Source organism: Caloramator sp. Dgby_cultured_2, from assembly GCF_028872215.1.
Classification (GTDB): domain Bacteria; phylum Bacillota; class Clostridia; order Clostridiales; family Caloramatoraceae; genus Caloramator; species Caloramator australicus.
Genome location: NZ_CP118396.1, coordinates 1,787,818 through 1,805,669, shown reverse-complemented (window position 1 = coordinate 1,805,669; position 17,852 = coordinate 1,787,818). Strand labels below are relative to the sequence as shown.

The following is a 17,852-nucleotide window of genomic DNA, read 5'->3' as shown; positions in this document are numbered from 1 at the left end:
ATATGGAGAGAAAATGGTGGAAGGAAGGCGTTGTTTATCAAATCTATCCAAGAAGTTTTTATGATTCAAATGGGGATGGAATCGGGGATTTAAAGGGGATAATTGAAAAGCTTGATTATCTTAAGGAACTTGGGGTGGACATAATTTGGCTAAATCCAATTTACAAATCCCCAAACGCCGATAATGGATATGATATAAGCGATTATTACGATATTATGGATGAGTTTGGAACTATGGAGGATTTTGATAAGCTCCTTGTTGAGGCCCATAAGAGGGGAATTAAAATTATTATGGACCTTGTTGTAAATCATACTTCAGATGAACATATATGGTTTATAGAATCTAGAAAATCAAATGATAATCCCTATAGAGATTTTTACATATGGAGAAAAGGGAAAGGCGGCAATCCGCCAAACAACTGGACATCCTTCTTTTCAGGTTCGGCATGGCAGTATGATGAAAACACCGATGAATATTATCTTCATCTATTTGCAGTAAAGCAGCCGGACCTTAACTGGGATAATGAAAATGTAAGAAAAGAAGTATACAAAATGATGAAGTGGTGGCTTGATAAGGGAATAGATGGATTTAGAATGGATGTTATAAACTTTATCTCAAAGTTTGAGGGGCTCCCTTATGATTATGAAGCAGAAGAAAAAGGAGAACAACCAGGATTTAAGTATTACGCCAACGGACCTAAGGTTCATGAATACCTACAGGAGATGAATAGGGAAGTTTTATCAAAATACGATATAATGACTGTCGGTGAAACTCCCGGGGTTACTCCAGAGATTGGAAGGCTTTATGTGGATTATGACAGAAATGAGCTTAATATGATTTTCCAGTTTGAGCTTATGGATATAGACTCTGGGAAAAACAAATGGGACGTAAAGCCATGGAAGCTTACTGATTTCAAAAGGATAATGTATAAATGGTATAATGGGCTTAAGGAAAAGGGGTGGAATTCAGTTTATTTAAATAACCACGACCAGCCAAGGCTGGTTTCAAGGTTTGGGGATGATAAGGAGTATAGGGTAGAGTCAGCAAAGCTTCTTGCAACCTTTATCCATACTTGGCAGGGAACGCCCTATATTTATCAAGGTGAAGAAATAGCAATGACAAATGTAAGGTTCCCATCAATAGAGGATTACAGGGATATAGAAACATTAAATTGGTATAACGAAATGCTTCAAAAAGGGCATCATCCAAAAGAGCTTTTAGAAGCTATCTATAAAAAGGGAAGGGATAACTCAAGAACTCCTATGCAGTGGGATGACAGCGAAAATGCAGGTTTTACAAAAGGAACACCTTGGATTAAAGTTAATCCAAACTATAAGAAGATAAACGTTAAAAAAGCCCTTGAAGATAAAAATTCGATTTTTTATTACTATAAAAGGCTAATTGAACTTAGGAAAAAGTATTCTGTAATAGTGTATGGCGATATTAATCTTTTATTTGAAGATGATGAGAAAATATTTGCCTATACAAGGCATTTTGAAGGTCAAAATCTTTTAGTTTTAATGAATTTTTCAAAGGACGAGGTTGAAATAAATCTACCAAAGGAACTTTTAGAAAAGGATATGAAACTTTTAATCAGCAATTATGATGAAGAAAAATTGCAGGAAAAGATGCACTTTAGGCCATATGAAGCAAGGGTGTATCTATTTTAGAGGTTGAAGTTTCAACCTCTTTATTTTATTATTTTTATTATGAGAAAACTTACATAGGAGGAAAAAGAATTGTTTAAGGCAGTTTTGTTTGATCTTGATGGAACTTTAATCGATACAAACAATCTGATTTTAGAGTCCTATAAGCATACCTTCAAGAAGCATTTAGATTATATTCCTGATGATAAGGAAATAGTAAAATATTTTGGCGAACCCTTAAAGATTACCCTATCTAGGTTCGATAGCGAAAGATTTGAAGAAATGTATAAAACGTATGTGGAATACAATGAAATTAATCACGACAGCATGGTTAAGGAGATGGATTATGCAAGGGAAACATTGGAGGAGCTAAATAGAAGAGGAATACTTCTTGGAGTTGTAACATCTAAAAGAAGGGTAATGGCAGAAAGGGGTCTTAGGTTATTTAACCTTTTGGATTATTTAGATGTTGTAATAACCCCAGAGGATACAGTAAAACACAAGCCAGATCCTGAGCCAATTTTAAAGGCATGTGAAAAGTTAAGACTTGAGCCTAAGGATGTTTTATTCGTTGGAGATTCCCATTTCGATATCCTATGTGGTAAAAATGCAGGAGCAAAAACCTGTCTTGTTAAATATACTATGTTAGATTTAGAGGAACTTTTAAACTTTGAACCAGATTTTGTAATAGAAGATTTAAGGGATATTTTGAAATTTTTTAAGGCACCCTAAAGGTGAAAGGTGCCTTAATTTAAAGATTTTATAAGCCTAAATATGTTTTTGCTGTATTTTCGATAAGCACAGGTGCCTTTTTAAGGGCTTCTTCTAAAGGCATTGGCCTATTTATTATAGAAAATACACTGCTAACTCCAATTTCATAAAGATTGTCAACATCTTCAACGGTTCCTGCAATGACAATTAGAGGTTTTTTATGCTTTTTACATAGTTTTGCAATGCCACATATTGTTTTTCCAAAGGCGGTTTGGCTGTCTATTTTTCCTTCACCAGAGATTATGATATCTGTTTCTTTAATCCTATCCTCAAGCCTTAATGTATCTATAACTATTTCAATTCCGTTTCTTAAAGTTGCATTTAAAAAGGCTAAAAGACCTGCACCAAGCCCACCTGCCGCACCTGAACCTGGAACATCAATTATTTTTTTATTAAAGCGCGTTTCTAATAAAATTCCATAATGTTTAAGATTTTTATCTAAAACTTCCACCAGTTCTTTAGTTGCCCCCTTTTGGGGACCATAAACTTTAGATGCACCGTTTTCACCAATTAAAGGATTAGTTACATCACAGGCAACAATAAATGAAGATTCATATAATCTTTTATCTAAGTTTGAAGTATCAAAATATCTTATTTTTCCAAGTTCTCCACCGCCAAGTCCAATTTCTTTTCCATTTTCATCATAAAACTTAACACCAAGGGCCATAGCCATACCGGCACCGCCATCATTTGTTGCACTGCCGCCAATTCCTATAATAAATTTTCTACACCCCTTATCAAGTGCATCCTTTATAAGCTCGCCTGTTCCATAGGTTGTTGTTATCATAGGATTTTTTCATTTTCTTTAAGAAGATAAAGCCCCGAGGCTGCTGCCATCTCTATTACAGCAGTTTCACCATCGCCTAATATACCGTAAAAACTTTCTATATCTCTAAAAAGGGGATCTTTAACAATAGTTTTAATAATCCTTCCACTAGTTGCATCAACTAAAGACTGACAGGTTCCTTCACCACCATCCGCCATTGGAACCTTATAAATTTCGGCTTCATGAAAGACCTTTAATATTCCATTTTCTATACATCTTGCAACTTCAAGGGCCGATAGGCTACCTTTAAATTTATCTGGACAGATGAGAATTTTCATGATACCCCTCCAAATATTACTTTACTTAAATTAAGTTAATTTCTTGCAGGAATTTCTTTCGATAAAACGGGTTTCCAATATGGTTCTTGTTTCTACTTCTTTATTTTCAATTAAATCAAATAATTTTTGTGTAGCAACTGCCCCAAGCATTTTAATTGGAACGTCTATTGTTGAAAGCTGAGGAGATAAAATTTGTGATATCTCATAGTTGTTATGCCCCAATATAGAAATATCATCAGGTATTTTAAGGCCTGCTTCAATTATTGCTCTATAGGCTCCAATAGCTTTAAGATCATCGTTAACAAATATAGCCGAAGGAATAGAAGGATTTTTTAATATTTCCTTTGTTGCTCTATAGGCATCGATTATAGTATAGCCTCCATCCTTTATAATAGAATAATCAACAGGTAGAAGTGCTTCCTTATGAGCATCTATATAGCCGTTTAATCTATCTTGGCTAACTACATATTTCAGTGGGCCATGGATAAAACCTATTCTCCTATGGCCAATTTGAAAGAGATATTTAACAGCTTCTTTAGAATCTGTATAATTATCTGTATCAACAGAATAAATTTCATTTGCAAGTCTTTCATTCATACTCCTACCTAATAGAACAAAGGGGAACTGCATTTCATAAAGTTTTTCTACTAAAAGATCATTTATTTTTGAACTTAAGATAATAAATCCTTGAACAATCCTACTTTCTATTAAGGATATACATTTTTTATTTCCTCATCTTCATTCTTAGAGGTATTTAAAACGATTTCATATCCTTTATTTTCAGTAACTTCACCAATAGCTTGTAGGACAATTGGTAAAAACGCTTCATTAGAAAATCTAGATAAAGAAACAACGCCAATGGCTGGAAAGGCATTGGAGCTTAAGCTTTGGGCTAATTTGTTTGGCTTAAAATTTAACTTTTTAATTGCATCTAAAACAGCCTGTCTTGTTTCTGGTTTAACATTATCATAATTATTTATAACTCTAGAAACTGTAGAGATAGAAACGTTTGCAAGTTTTGCGACATCCTTTATTGTAGCTGGCATTTTAATACCTCCAGATTAAAATGTGGTTTAACTAAATTATAAAGAAATTTAAGAAGCATTTCAATATTTTATGAAAACATTTTCATAACAATTTTATAAATTTTCTAAAAATAAGAGATATAAAGAAAATGAAGGAGAAAATGCAAGAAAAATGATGATTAATTACACAAATAGCTTTTGTAATGGTTCTGAAATTATCCTATGATAATAATGAAAACGCTTTTATGAACATAATATTTAAATTAGATTATGTATTTGCTGATTATTTATATAAGATAATGCTTAGTTATATAGTTTATTGATATTTACTAATAAACAATTCATAGAAATAAATAAATTGGTAATGAAAACGATTTTAACAGGAGGGTTTGCATGACAGTAAAAATTAAAGAAAAACTAAAAAGGATATATAAAGACCAAGATATAGATCAGATTTATATAAGATTAATGCAAATGTTGGATAATGTGAAGGAGGGTAAAAGGAGAAGTAAAGATTTTTCTTCAGAAGATGTTATTTTAATTACATATGGGGATCAATTTAAGGGAGATAGAGAAAAACCTCTAAAGTTTTTGAAAAGATTTTCTGATGAATATTTTAAAGATTATATAAATACTATTCACATATTGCCATTTTATCCATATTCATCTGATGATGGGTTTTCAGTTATAGATTATGAAACTGTAAATGAGGATCTTGGAACATGGGAAGATATAGAAGAAATTTCAAAGGATTATAAGTTGATGTTTGATTTTGTTTGCAATCACATATCGGCAAAAAGTGAATGGTTTAAAGGATTTTTAGAGGGTGATGAAAAATATAAGGATTATTTTATAGTAGTGGATCCTAAAACCGATCTTTCTAAAGTTATAAGACCAAGGGCCCTCCCACTTTTAACAGCATTTGAAACTAAAATTGGAACAAAATATGTTTGGACAACCTTTAGTGAAGACCAAATAGATTTAAATTATAAAAATCCTGAAGTTCTTTTAAATATGATTAAAGTTTTATTATTGTATGTTGAGAAGGGTGCAGATTTAATAAGACTGGATGCAATAGGTTTTTGTGGAAGGAGATAGGAACAACTTGCATGCACTTAGAAGAAACTCATCTTATTGTTCAGCTGTTTAGGGATATATTAGACTATGTAGCACCTGGTGTAAAGATTATAACTGAGACAAACGTTCCTCATAAGGACAATATATCTTATTTTGGTGATGGAAATAACGAAGCTCATTTGGTTTATCAATTTCCTTTACCACCTTTAGTTCTTTATACCTTTATAAGACAAAGTTCAAAGGTGTTTAACGATTGGGCAAAGACGATAGAACCTTTTTCAGATGAAACTACATTTTTTAATTTTTTAGCCTCTCATGATGGCATAGGACTAAATCCGATAAGAGGCATAGTAGATGAAGAGGAAATAGACGAGCTCGTTGAGATAACTAAAAGACGTGGTGGATTAGTTTCTTATAAATTTAACCCTGATGGTTCAAAAAGACCTTACGAACTTAATATATCCTATTTTAATGCACTTTCTGATCATGAAGAAGATGATGAAATAAAAATAAGAAAGTTTATAAACGCCTATTCGATAATATTAGCTTTACAGGGGATTCCAGGAATTTATGTCCATAGCATATTAGGATCACAAAATTATTATGAAGGGGTAAAGATTACAGGACAAAATAGAACTATCAATAGAGAAAAGTTTGACTATTATAAGGTAAAGGAAGAAATTAAAGATGAAAAAGCATAAGAAATAGGGTTTATAACAATTTTAAAGATCTACTTAAAATTAGAAAACAACATGATGCTTTCCATCCTAATGCAAAACAAGAAATATTAGATATTTCGCAGGATGTAATTGCTATATTGCGCTCATCACAAAAGGAAAAGATATTATCATTGAACAATGTTACTAACAAAACAATAACATTGAAAATAACTATGGAGGAAATAAAATTTACGAAGGGAGATATTATTCCTCTTACTAAAAACAATATAGTAGTTACAAAGGATAATTGTATAGAGGTTGTATTGGAACCATATGATTTTATTTGGATACGTTATATTTAAACAAAATAAATATTCTATATTTTAGGGGAGGTGGAAATTTCAAATTTATTTGTTTCTTAAGAAATAAACATATAAAATTAATTAGGGGGAAATCCGATGTTAAAAAGAATGTTAAGTTTTTTAATTGGCTTAGCTGTTTTAACAGGCCTTTTTAGTGGATGTAGTAAACAAATTGCAAATGATGATACTGATAAATTTAAGGGTAAAGAAGTTACAATTTACATTCGTATGATGGAGGCACAGGATAAGTGGTTTAGAGAAAACATAGTAGCTGCCTTTGAACAAAAATATGGGGTTAAGGTTAATGTTAGAACCTTTGAAAAAGATACAGACCTTTACAATATTTTAGAACTTGATAAGGACAAAAATACAATTGCTTTAGTTAAAGTTCCTTTTATGCAAATTTATCCACTTGCTAAAAAGGTTTGATTATGAGTTTAGATGAAGTAGCGGGTGATCAATATAAAGAAGATATTAAAGAATATGTTGATAAGGCAATTGAAATGGCAACAATTGATGGTAAAGTATATTATATTCCAAGAAAACTAGAGACTAATACTCTTTTATATTTAAAATCTAAAGTAGAAGATGCCGTAAATAACTGGGAAAAAATGAAGCCACAAATAAATGAAATGTTTAAAAAGGAAAATGGTTATGGTTTGCCTGATGGCTATACATTAGAGGCAGATCCAAATCAATGGGATTGGTATGACTTAGCTGTTGTAGGATACTATTGGGCAAATACGCCATACAATGGAACTAAAGAACCAAGAATAGCACATAGAGCAAAGAAATATGAAGGAACTGTTATTGAAATTATGACAAAGGTTTATCAAATGGGTGGAAACCAAGAAGATATGCTTGCAATGAACACTCAACCTGTTAAGGATACCTTCCAATGGGAAGCCTTCTTTAAAAAGAATGGTTTATATAACCCAGCCATGTGGCAGGAAGAATGGTCAGGTGGCGGTATTTGGAATGCAATGGCACAAGGTAAAGTATTCTTAGCTTTTATGCATCAAATTGACGCCTTCTTTATACACGGAGGTAGCAACCCAGCGATGCAAGGATTCCTTGCTAATCCAGATGATATGGGACTTGCAATTATGCCAATGGGAGCATCTTTAGAAATAAAAGATGGACAACCAGCAAGAATAGGAGGACATCACTCACAAGCTGCTGGTTGGTGGTGGGGAATTCCAAAGTCCACTCCAGATAAGGAACTTTCATATACCCTTGCAAGATTTATTACAAACAAAGAAAACCATGCTAATGAATGTTCAAACTTTGGTATGATGCCAATTAGAAAGGACATATATGAAAATCTAAGTGAAAGCTTTAAGGAAGCATGGATGCAGGATGTATTTAAAACTGCTATGGAACAAGAAAAACAAGGAATATTACCTGCACCAATGGTTCCACAATGGCCAGCAATTCAAAATCTTTACCTTGAAGCATGGTATGATATAGTTGTAGGCGATAAAGATTATTCAAAAACTCTTGATAATGTTTACGCTCCAAGGGCAAAACAGGAATTAAATAAATAAAATAGAGCTGTGGCTTTGTCCACAGTTCTAAATTTTAATAAATGAGGTGATATATTGCGAAGGATTTTAAAGGGTATTAAAAAGAATGCATTTTTAATTTATTCTTTGCTACCAGCATTTTTATATATAGGTTTTTGCTGTAGTAATCGGTTTTTATCTTCTAAAGCTTTCACTTACTAAGTATGCTGGTGGGGATGAAGTTTTATCACCTACTTTATATAATTACATAAAAATTTTCAATGATCCTATGTTTAATAAGGAATTTTCAGAGGCATTTAAGAGAACATTAATATTTGTATTAGTTGTAACGCCTCTACAACTTATCACTGGTCTTATAACTGCTATGCTAATAAATAAAAGTTTTGCAGGAAGGGGTATAGTAAGGAGTATTTTATTACTTCCCCTTGCAATTCCAACCATAGTTACAACTTCAGTTCTATTGATTTTGTTTAGTAAAGGCGGACATATAACTAGCCTTTTAATGGGTAGATACAGCTTTTTCCCTAAAATCGTCGATTATGAGATTTCTTTTATAAGCAACCCATATACATCGATGGGATTATCTATATTTGGCAAAGTGTGGAGAGATACGCCTATTTCCATGCTTATATTACTATCTGGACTACAACAAATAAACGAGGAACAATATGAAGCTGCAAGGACTATGGGAGCAACAGCAATTCAAAACTTCTTTTATATAACAATTCCAATGCTTATGCCATCGATAAGTTCTGTGTTAATTTTAAGATCGATTGAAGCATGGAAGGAATTTATATTCCCTTACATATTAGCGCCTTCATATCCTATTCTAGGGGTTCTAATAGAAAAATATTATGTCCAATTAATGGATCCAGGGACAGCAGCAATGGTAGGGGTTGTTTTAATTATTTGTATATTAGTTACATCATATGTTCTCACTTATGTTCTTAATAAAATAAATAGGTATCTCATCAGAGCATAAATAGGTGGTGATTGGATGAAAAAATAAAGGCAGATAAAATTATATGGCTACTATTATTAATTTTATCAATTTTTCTAGTAATATTTCCTATTTATATAATGTTCAAATATTCCATAAGCGATAGAAGAAGCTGGATAACTGGTGGGGAATATCCTGTTCCTTGGTGGCCCTTTAAACCCACTTTTGAAATGTATAGATATTATTTAGGAGACAAAAGATTTTGGGGGAATGGGTGGCTTAGTCTTAAAATAGCTCTTTTGACAGTTACTTTTTCCTTGGTTTTAGGAACACCAGCTGCGTATTCCCTGGCAAGATTTAAGTTTAATGGAAAAGCAGTTTTGCTCTTTTTGATACTCGCCATAAGGTTTTATCCTGATATATCATCAGTTATTCCTGTTTCATACATTTTTAATAAATCTTTTTCTATAACCTTCCTAATGAAATAAAAATTTCATTAGCTCATTGCTTACTTAGTTTACCATATATAATTTTTATAGCTCAGGGCGTTTTTGAAACTATACCTGTTGATTTAGAAGAACAAGCTTTGATTTTAGGAACATCAAGGTTTTATGCTTTTTAAGAATAGTTTTACCTATAGCAGCACCTGGGCTTGCAGCAGGAGCTATTTATTCCTTTTTACTTTCATGGAATGAGTTTGTATTTTCTTATTTTATCACAGCTACTTCGGTTTCCAGCGAGGTTCCATTACCTGTTTATTTAAAGACGCTACTTGGTTCCTTTTCACCTAATTTAGTATCTATTTCAACATTATCACTACTTGTTTCAATACCTGTTATTATATTTACTTTTATTGTGCAAAAGTATATGATTGCTGGAATGGTTAAGGGAGCAGTTAAGTAAAGGATGGAGGTAAGAAAATGGCAGAATTAAAGTTAATAAATATAAATAAGAAATATCCTAATGGTTATCATGCAGTAAAGGACTTAAACATAAATGTAAATGATGGTGAATTTCTAAGTCTTGTTGGTCCTTCGGGATGTGGAAAGTCAACAACCCTTAGAATGATAGCAGGACTTGAAGATATAAGTGAAGGTGAGCTTTATATTGGTAATAGACTTTCTAATGAAATCCCTGCAAAGGACAGAGGTATTGCAATGGTATTTCAAAGCTATGCACTATTTCCACACATGACGGTTGAAGCCAATATAACCTTTGGACTTAAGATTAAAAGGTTCCAGAAAAAACTAGAAAAGAAAAGCTAAATTGGGTTTTAGATCTTTTAGATCTAAAGGGACTTGAAAACAGAAAGCCTGCTGAACTTTCAGGTGGACAAAGACAAAGAGTAGCCCTAGGAAGAGCGCTAGTATTAGATCCAGAGGTTTTACTTCTTGATGAACCATTGTCTAATTTAGATGCAAAATTAAGGGTAAAAATGAGGACAGAGCTTAAAAGAATACATAAAAAGTTAAAATCAACTATAATTTATGTAACCCATGATCAGGCAGAGGCTATGACATTGAGCGATAGAATAGCTGTTATGAAGGATGGGAAATTAATGCAAATAGGAACACCATCTGAAATATATAACAACCCTGCCAATAAGTTTGTTGCTGGTTTTGTAGGAAGCCCGGCTATGAATTTTATAAATGGTGAGCTAACGACTATTGAAGGGAAAAATTATTTTGTATTTGAAAACGGAAAAATAGAACTTCCAGATTTATTAATTAAAAAAATAAAAGAAAGAATAAAGGGTAAATATGTTGTCCTTGGAATAAGGCCTGAGGATATAGAAATAACTTTTGAAGAAGATAATAATTCTTTAAGTGGTATTACATCTATAAGAGAAACATTAGGCTCCGATGATTACATAACCGTTGAAATGGGAAGGCATTTGATAACCGTAAGAGTGGAGCCAGAAAAGCATGTTCCTATGGATGAAAGATGTTACTTGAGGTTTAAAGAAAATAAAGTTCATTTATTTGATAAAGACGAGGATTAATAGGGGAGCAAAATGAAAAAAGGGACAGTATCAATAATTTCACATACCCATTGGGATAGGGAATGGTATCTTAATAGTCCATATACGAACGAATGGCTTTTAAAGTTCTTTGATTCATTATTTGGTGTTTTTCAAAAAAGCCGGATTTTAAGTTTGTGCTTGATGGACAAACTTTAATTTTAGAAGATTATTTGGATGAACTTAATAAAAAAGGATTAAATATAGAGGAATATAAGAACAAGATAAAATATTATGTCGAAAAGGGAAACTTAGTTATTGGTCCATATTATATGCAAACGGATTGGAAGATAGTTGATGAAGAGTGTTTAGTAAGGAATATATTGTATGGGCTTAAAACGTCAAAAGAATTTGGTAAACCTATGATGATAGGTTGGCTTTTAGATAATTTTGGACAAGTTAGTCAGTGCCCACAAATACACAAAAATTTGGAATAGATTCATTGGTTGTATGGAGGGGAGCTAAATTTAAAGATGATAATGTAAAATCGGAATTTATATGGCAATCTCCAGATGAAAGTGAAGTTTTAGCTTCATATTTAATTGCAAGTTATAGAAATGGGATGAGATTAGGTGAATTTAAAGAAATATTTAAAAGGAGAATTGAAAGTGAATTTGAAAAGATTAAAGATTTTACGTTTTCTAATAATGTGCTAATAATGAACGGATATGATCAGGAAATATATCCTGATGATGTTTTAGAACTTTTGGAGGATACACAATTTGAAGATATAGAAGTTAAGCAATTATTGCCACAGGAATACTTTGAAAATATAAAAAATATAAAGAAAAAATGATTAAAATAAGTGAAATATTGGACTGTGGAAAACTAATTTCAGTTTTTCCAGGCGTTATATCAACTAGAAATTATCTTAAAATAAAGAATTACAATTGTGAAACTAAACTAATAAGGCAGCTAGAGCCTTTAATTGGAATGGGGTATATATTAGGACAGAGCATTGATATAGATAGGGATACTATTTGGAGAACCCTTTTAAAGAATCACCCCCATGATAGCATTTGCGGGGTAAGTATAGATGATGTTCATAGGGATATGGAAGATAGATATAAAATTGTTGAAAAATTTACTTCAGAAGGAATAGAAAAGTCTTTATTAAAAATAATTCCTTTGATAGATACGAATGTAGATAGTAAAGAACAAATTGTAATATTTAATCTTTATCCATTGGAAAGAAAGGAAATTATAGTATTAGAGGATAATTATGAGGGCTTAATACCTGTTGATGAAGAGTGTAAAGATATAATTTTTGAAAGAGCTGACGGCAAAATAGTATTATTTTTAGAGAAGATAAGGCCCTTTGGATTTAAGAGGATATTTTTTAAAGAGAAGGATAATAGAGAAATAATTAAACACGATGGAATAAAGGTTTATGATAATGTAATCGAAAATAAGTTTTTCTTAATAAAAATAAATGAAAACGGAACATTCGATTTGTATGATAAAGAAACTAAGAGAGAATACAAAAATCTATGCTATTTTGAAGATGAAGCTGATGCAGGAGATGAGTATAATTTTAGTCATATAATCAACGATGAGAAAATTAATACGTTGAATTTAAAACCCAAAATAGAAATTGTTGAAGAAAGCTCTTTAAGAATAGTTGCAAGGATAGAATATGTTCTTAGCCTTCCAGAAAAATTAGAAGATAATTTAAGATCAAACAAAAGAATTGATCTACCAATAGTAAATTACATAACAATAGAGGCTGATTCAAAAGTGATAAAGTTTAAAACTTTTATAAAAAATACTGCAAAGGATCATAGATTAAGGGTATTATTTCCTACAAATATAAAAACAGATTTTGTCGATTCCTATACTCAATATGACATATATAATGAAAAAGTTGATGTAGATCCAGAATATTATGAGATTCCTGATAGTGTTAAAAGGATAATAAAGGGAGCAAGGGAACCTTTTGCCTCAAGAACTAAACTAACAAAAGGATTAATAGATATCAATGATAAAAGTGAAGGACTTGCTATTTTAACTAAGGGACTTTATGAGTATGAAGTTATTAAGGATAATGTTGTAGCCATAACTCTTTTTAGAGCAGTAGATAGGATAGCAAAGGAAAATTTATTGACAAGAGAAGGCGATGCTGGACCTAATATTTTTACTCCTGAAGCAGAATGCTTAAGGGAGATGGTTTTTGAATATGCTGTTATTCCTCATGACTGTAATATAGATCTTATTAATTACCATGCATTGTATAATTCGCCTTTAATTATTGTTGAGACAGATAGGCATAGGGGAACTATTAAAAAGGATTTAGGATTTATAGAGCTTTTAGATAAAAATGTTAAAGTAACTTCAATAAAACCCTCAGAAGACGGACAAGGATTAATAATAAGGTTTGTAAACTTAGATGAAAACGAAAAAGAAATCAGTATAAGAACATTATTAAATGCAAAAAAGCATCTAAGGTTACGTTAATTGAAGATGAAATTGAAAGTTTACAAATTAATAATGGAGGCATAACTATTAATGTAAAACCTAAGGAAATCACGACAATAAAGATTGTTTATGAGGGTAAAGAAGATGTTTTGGAAAAAGCAGAATTTAATCTTTTAAATGAAAGTGATTTTAGTGAAGATTTTTCAAATTATATATCATCACCTTTAGTTACCTTAGAAGATGTAGAAAAAGAAAGGGAAAGGGCTATTAAATTATTTGAGCTTATGAAAGCTTCAAAAACAGATCTAGAAAAGGAAAGTTTTAATAGAGCATATTTAGAAGCAGAAATATCTTATTTACTTGCAAAAAGAACGCTATTAGAAATGAATAAAGATAAAAATTTAGATGAATATGAAAGTTTTCTAAAAGAACTTGATGAAAAATTAAGGGATATTGGATATAAGCTAAACTTAAGTAGAGTAAAGAAAAGAGCCCTAGAGATGGTGGAAGAATATTTATAAGGAAGTGACGGTATGGATAAGGTTTATGTGGTTTCTACAACCCATTGGGATAGGGAATGGTATAGGACATTTAATGAATTTAGAATTAGATTATGCGACATGATGGATGAATTGTTAGATATTTTAAAAAAGGATAATTTTAAATCATTTTATTTTGATGGACAAACGATCCCCCTTGAAGATTATATAGATATAAATCCAGAAAGATATGAAGAATTAAAGGAACTTGTAAAAAACAACAAACTAATTATTGGACCCTTTTATGTTATCCCGGATGAGTTTTTACCATCCGGGGAATCTTTAATTAGAAATCTCTTGTTAGGGCATGATATAGCTGCTAAATTTGGCAGGAAGTCATATTCAGGGTATCTGCCGGACAATTTTGGCCATATTTCGCAGCTACCACAAATACTAAGGGGTTTTAATATTGACAATGTATTATTCTTTAGAGGTCTTGATAATAAAAGATGTCCAGATAGCGAATTTTTATTTAATTCTGAGGATGGATCAAGCATTTTAGGGATTCATTTAAAACTTGGATATTGGAACTTAAAAAGCTTTGGACTTTTGGGAAAATCACCCACGGAACATTTACTTGAGGTTTTAAATAGGCTAAAGCCTACAAATAAAAGTGGAGTTTATTTGCTTCTAAATGGATCAGATCACCTATATCCTCAGGAAAATCTACCTGAACTATTAGAGAAGGTTAAAGAGGAAGTTAAAGATATAGAAATCCTTCAATCATCCGTTGATGATTATATTGAAGAAGTTAAGAAGAATGTTAAATTTGATGAACTTTTAAAAATTACGGGAGAGCTTAGGGATGCTAATTCATCCCAAATAAATCCATCGGTTTATTCGACAAGATATTTAATAAAGCAAATGAATAAAAAGTGTGAAATACAACTTGAAAAATATTGTGAGCCATTGAATACTTTGGGGGCCATATTCAACATTAAATATCCTAAAAATCTTATAAAAAGGCCTGGAAAGAGCTTATTAAGAATAATGCCCATGACAGTATATGTGGATGCTCTTCAGATGAAACCATGAAGGATGTAGAACATAGATATAAACACAGCTTTGAAATAAGCAGAAGATTAACAGAAGAAGCAATGGAGAATATTGTTAATTTAATTGATATGAAGGACTTTGAAGATGAAGATATGGCATTGGTTGTTTTTAATCCTCTTAATTGGGAAAGAAGGGATGTTGTTGAAGCTTATATTGAGTTTCCTTCAGAAAAAATGTAAAAGATATATCAATTTATGATGGTGAAGAGGAAGTAGATTATGAAATAATTGATATTTATGAAAAAGTTAAATTAAATGAGTTTAAGCATAAATCTAAGGAAAAACAACGAGTTATTTGCTTTAAAATAAGGTTTATTGCTGAAAAGATTCCCCCATTAGGATATAAAACTTATAAAGTAACCCCAAAACTTTTAAGGGAAAAAGAAGATATGTTCAAAAATCTATGGAATATACTTTTAGTAGACTTATAGAAAATGAATACTATAAAATAGAAGTAAACCCAGATGGAACACTCAATATCTTTGATAAGAAAAATTCTAATTACTATGAAAGAATGCATTTGTTTCAAGATAGATCCGATGCAGGAAACGAATACGAATATTCTCCTGCCTTTAGGGATGAAGTAATTTTGCCAATATTAAAGAATTTATCAATAATAAAAAATAGCGATATATCTTCTACCATAAAGCTTGAATTTGAAATGGAAGTCCCAGACGGCGTTGATGGATTTGTTAAAAGAAGCGAAGACAAGGTAATTAATAAAATAATTTCATATGTGATCCTCTATAAAGGAATCGATAGAATTGATTTTAAAACAAAAATTCAAAATAATGCAAAGGACCATATATTGACAGTTAATTTTAATTCGGGTATAAATACAGAAAAGGAAAATGCCTATATTCCCTTTGATATAATAGAAAGAAATGTAAAAATAAATGAGTGCGACTTAAGTGAAAATGAAATTGAAACACCATTTAAACCTATGCAATTATTTGTAAGCATTTCAGACGATAAAAAGGCCTTTACTCTTGCTACAAGAGGTATTTATGAATATCAAACTAAAAAAGAAAAGAATGTAGAGGTAAGTATAACCCTTTTAAGATCAGTAAGTTATTTGTTTAGGGATGTTCTTCCAAATTCAAAAGATGGTCAACCCTGCACAACGCCGGTTATTTTTACAAAAGATGCACAATGCATAGGAGAAGGAACATTTGAATATTCAATTGTTCTTCATAGCAAGGATTGTATTAGGGATAATGTATTCAAAAGAGCCTTTGAATATGAAACGCCTTTAATTGCTTATTATTCAAATAAAGGAACGAAAAGTGTTTTACCTAATAAATTTTCTCTACTACAAGTTGAAGGGGAGGGTGTTATTTTATCGGCTTTTAAAAAGGCAGAATTTGATGATGCAATAATTATTAGATTATTTAATATAACAGGGATTGAACAATCTGCTAAAATAAAGTTAAATTTTAATTTTAATAGAATTTTGCTTTCTAACATGTTAGAAGAAGATAAAGATGAACTAAATCACAGTAATAATTATATTAGTTTAATCTTCAAACCAAAAGAAATAGTGACATTAAAAATATATATTTAAAAATGGGTGAGATTATGGATAAATATTTATGCGGTATTGACCTTGGGGAACCAAAATAAATACTATATTAATGACTAATGAAGGGAAAATAATTTCCACCTATACCCTGCCAACTTTAGCCCATGAAGGCCCTGAGAAAGTTATTCAAAGAATGAAGGAAACGGTATATAAAGTATTAAAAGATGCTGAAATTAATATTTCAGATTTAGAAGGTATAGGGGTGGCATCGCCGGGACCGTTAGATGCAAAAAGGGAATTGTTTTAAATCCTCCAAATCTACCAGGGTGGATTGATATTCCTTTAGTTAAAATATTAGAGGATGAGTTTAAAAGACCTATAAAGCTTCAAAACGATGCCAACTGTGCTGCTCTAGCTGAATACTTTTTGGTGCTGGTAAGGGGACAAAAATTTTGTGTATATAACTGTAAGCACAGGAATAGGCGGAGGAGCAATAGTAGATGGTAAACTATATGATGGGGCAAACTCCAACGCAGCAGAATTTGGACATGCAAGTATAAACTTTGACGGTGAAAGGTGTCATTGTGGAAACTATGGTTGCTTTGAAATGTATGCATCAGGAACAGCCCTTGCAAAATTTGCAGAGGGAGAAATAGAAAAGGGAAGAGGAAGCGTTATAAGAGATATTGCAAAGGATGGAAAAATAACTGCAAGGGATGTTTTTGAAGGCTACAAAATGGGGGATAATTTAGCAAGGGAGCTTATTGAAAGGGAAGCCTTTTATCTTGGTGTTGGAATTGCAAATATAATTATGAATTACAATCCAGAGGTTATAGCAGTAGGTGGAGGAGTTTCCAATGGTTTTGATATACTTTACCCTATAATGATTAAAACAGTAGAGGAAAGATGTTATAAGGCAAGTTTTAAAGCATGCAAAATTGTAAAGGCAGAACTTGGCCAAAATTCTGGTGCAATTGGTGCTGCCGTTTTGAATATTAATTTTTAAAAAATTAAGAAAATTTAATTGACTTTGGGTTAAAATCGTATTATTATTGATTTCAAATTATATAAAAGCCAAAATCAATGCGTGAAAGAAGTAGGCATAGTTGGTAGTTACAGCGAGTTGGGGATGGTGGAAGCCCGATACGATCCATTATGCTGAATGGGTTCACAAGATGCAGGGTGAAATAA

At 31.6% G+C, this 17,852-nt stretch carries 18 protein-coding genes, 4 pseudogenes and 1 other annotated feature (1 of these 23 running past the window's edge); of the genes and pseudogenes, 19 read left to right on the top strand and 3 right to left on the bottom strand.

The annotated features are described in order from the left end of the window. Positions 1-2 precede the first annotated feature (2 nt). Together PWK10_RS12585 and ppaX are read left to right on the top strand one after the other, a co-directional pair. Complete coding sequence (locus PWK10_RS12585) at positions 3-1,670, top strand: glycoside hydrolase family 13 protein (RefSeq protein ID WP_274766280.1); 1,668 nt, start codon at positions 3-5, stop codon at positions 1,668-1,670. A gap of 69 nt (positions 1,671-1,739) precedes the next feature. Further along, complete coding sequence (ppaX, locus tag PWK10_RS12580; protein ID WP_274766279.1) at positions 1,740-2,378, top strand: pyrophosphatase PpaX; 639 nt, start codon at positions 1,740-1,742, stop codon at positions 2,376-2,378. Between the two features lie 28 nt (positions 2,379-2,406). On the opposite strand, the pseudogene PWK10_RS12575 reads toward ppaX, so the two are convergent. The 3 genes and pseudogenes from PWK10_RS12575 to PWK10_RS12565 all read right to left on the bottom strand — a co-directional run bounded on the left by PWK10_RS12575 (position 2,407) and on the right by PWK10_RS12565 (position 4,567). Next, positions 2,407-3,521 (bottom strand): annotated as a pseudogene (locus PWK10_RS12575) (glycerate kinase). Positions 3,522-3,551: 30 nt separating this feature from the next. Further along, complete coding sequence (locus PWK10_RS12570; RefSeq protein ID WP_274768268.1) at positions 3,552-4,184, bottom strand: substrate-binding domain-containing protein; 633 nt, start codon at positions 4,182-4,184, stop codon at positions 3,552-3,554. 44 nt (positions 4,185-4,228) lie between these two features. Continuing rightward, complete coding sequence (locus PWK10_RS12565; protein ID WP_274766278.1) at positions 4,229-4,567, bottom strand: LacI family DNA-binding transcriptional regulator; 339 nt, start codon at positions 4,565-4,567, stop codon at positions 4,229-4,231. Between the two features lie 372 nt (positions 4,568-4,939). Between PWK10_RS12565 and PWK10_RS12560 the strand changes: the two genes are divergently transcribed. The 17 genes and pseudogenes from PWK10_RS12560 (at position 4,940) to PWK10_RS12470 (ending at position 17,667) form a co-directional block, all read left to right on the top strand. Next, positions 4,940-5,644, top strand: a complete 705-nt coding sequence (locus PWK10_RS12560; protein ID WP_274766277.1) for an alpha-amylase family glycosyl hydrolase — start codon at positions 4,940-4,942, stop codon at positions 5,642-5,644. Positions 5,645-5,655: 11 nt separating this feature from the next. After that, the gene (locus tag PWK10_RS12555) at positions 5,656-6,324 is read left to right on the top strand and encodes a hypothetical protein (protein ID WP_274766276.1); all 669 of its coding nucleotides are present in this window, start codon (positions 5,656-5,658) and stop codon (positions 6,322-6,324) included. A gap of 149 nt (positions 6,325-6,473) precedes the next feature. Further along, on the top strand, positions 6,474-6,644 hold the full coding sequence (locus PWK10_RS12550; RefSeq protein WP_274766275.1) for a hypothetical protein: 171 nt from the start codon (positions 6,474-6,476) through the stop codon (positions 6,642-6,644). Between the two features lie 96 nt (positions 6,645-6,740). Next, positions 6,741-7,073 carry a hypothetical protein gene (locus tag PWK10_RS12545; protein WP_274766274.1) on the top strand — a complete coding sequence of 111 codons (333 nt, stop codon included), beginning with the start codon at positions 6,741-6,743 and terminating at the stop codon, positions 7,071-7,073. A 2-nt stretch (positions 7,074-7,075) separates the two neighbouring features. Then, positions 7,076-8,191 carry an extracellular solute-binding protein gene (locus PWK10_RS12540; protein ID WP_274766273.1) on the top strand — a complete coding sequence of 372 codons (1,116 nt, stop codon included), beginning with the start codon at positions 7,076-7,078 and terminating at the stop codon, positions 8,189-8,191. 247 nt (positions 8,192-8,438) lie between these two features. Further along, positions 8,439-9,152: a carbohydrate ABC transporter permease gene (locus PWK10_RS12535; protein WP_274766272.1), complete on the top strand. Its 714-nt coding sequence runs from the start codon at positions 8,439-8,441 to the stop codon at positions 9,150-9,152. Positions 9,153-9,163: 11 nt separating this feature from the next. Next, entirely contained in the window at positions 9,164-9,598 is a 435-nt protein-coding gene (locus PWK10_RS12530; protein WP_274766271.1) for a hypothetical protein, read from the top strand. Between the two features lie 432 nt (positions 9,599-10,030). Beyond that, positions 10,031-11,112 (top strand): annotated as a pseudogene (locus PWK10_RS19975) (ABC transporter ATP-binding protein). 12 nt (positions 11,113-11,124) lie between these two features. Then, positions 11,125-11,289 (top strand): hypothetical protein, encoded by a 165-nt coding sequence (locus tag PWK10_RS12515; protein WP_274766268.1) that lies wholly within the window; start codon positions 11,125-11,127, stop codon positions 11,287-11,289. Further along, positions 11,268-11,926, top strand: a pseudogene (locus PWK10_RS19970) (glycoside hydrolase family 38 N-terminal domain-containing protein). Before PWK10_RS12515 ends, PWK10_RS19970 begins: the two are co-directional and overlap by 22 nt. Continuing rightward, entirely contained in the window at positions 11,923-13,584 is a 1,662-nt protein-coding gene (locus tag PWK10_RS12500; protein WP_274766265.1) for a glycoside hydrolase family 38 C-terminal domain-containing protein, read from the top strand. Before PWK10_RS19970 ends, PWK10_RS12500 begins: the two are co-directional and overlap by 4 nt. A gap of 110 nt (positions 13,585-13,694) precedes the next feature. Next, entirely contained in the window at positions 13,695-14,066 is a 372-nt protein-coding gene (locus tag PWK10_RS12495) for a hypothetical protein (protein ID WP_274766264.1), read from the top strand. A gap of 12 nt (positions 14,067-14,078) precedes the next feature. Continuing rightward, positions 14,079-15,119, top strand: coding sequence for a glycoside hydrolase family 38 N-terminal domain-containing protein (locus tag PWK10_RS12490; RefSeq protein ID WP_274766263.1), 1,041 nt, complete (start codon positions 14,079-14,081; stop codon positions 15,117-15,119). Further along, positions 15,065-15,319 (top strand): hypothetical protein, encoded by a 255-nt coding sequence (locus PWK10_RS12485; RefSeq protein ID WP_342455792.1) that lies wholly within the window; start codon positions 15,065-15,067, stop codon positions 15,317-15,319. The genes PWK10_RS12490 and PWK10_RS12485 overlap by 55 nt, the downstream gene beginning before the upstream one ends. A gap of 223 nt (positions 15,320-15,542) precedes the next feature. Further along, positions 15,543-16,703, top strand: a complete 1,161-nt coding sequence (locus PWK10_RS12480) for a glycoside hydrolase family 38 C-terminal domain-containing protein (protein ID WP_274766262.1) — start codon at positions 15,543-15,545, stop codon at positions 16,701-16,703. 70 nt (positions 16,704-16,773) lie between these two features. Further along, positions 16,774-16,968: a hypothetical protein gene (locus PWK10_RS12475; RefSeq protein WP_274766261.1), complete on the top strand. Its 195-nt coding sequence runs from the start codon at positions 16,774-16,776 to the stop codon at positions 16,966-16,968. Next, positions 16,929-17,667, top strand: a pseudogene (locus PWK10_RS12470) (ROK family protein). Before PWK10_RS12475 ends, PWK10_RS12470 begins: the two are co-directional and overlap by 40 nt. Positions 17,668-17,735: 68 nt before the next feature. Next, positions 17,736-17,852: a binding site (T-box leader), on the top strand; it runs 110 nt beyond the window's last position.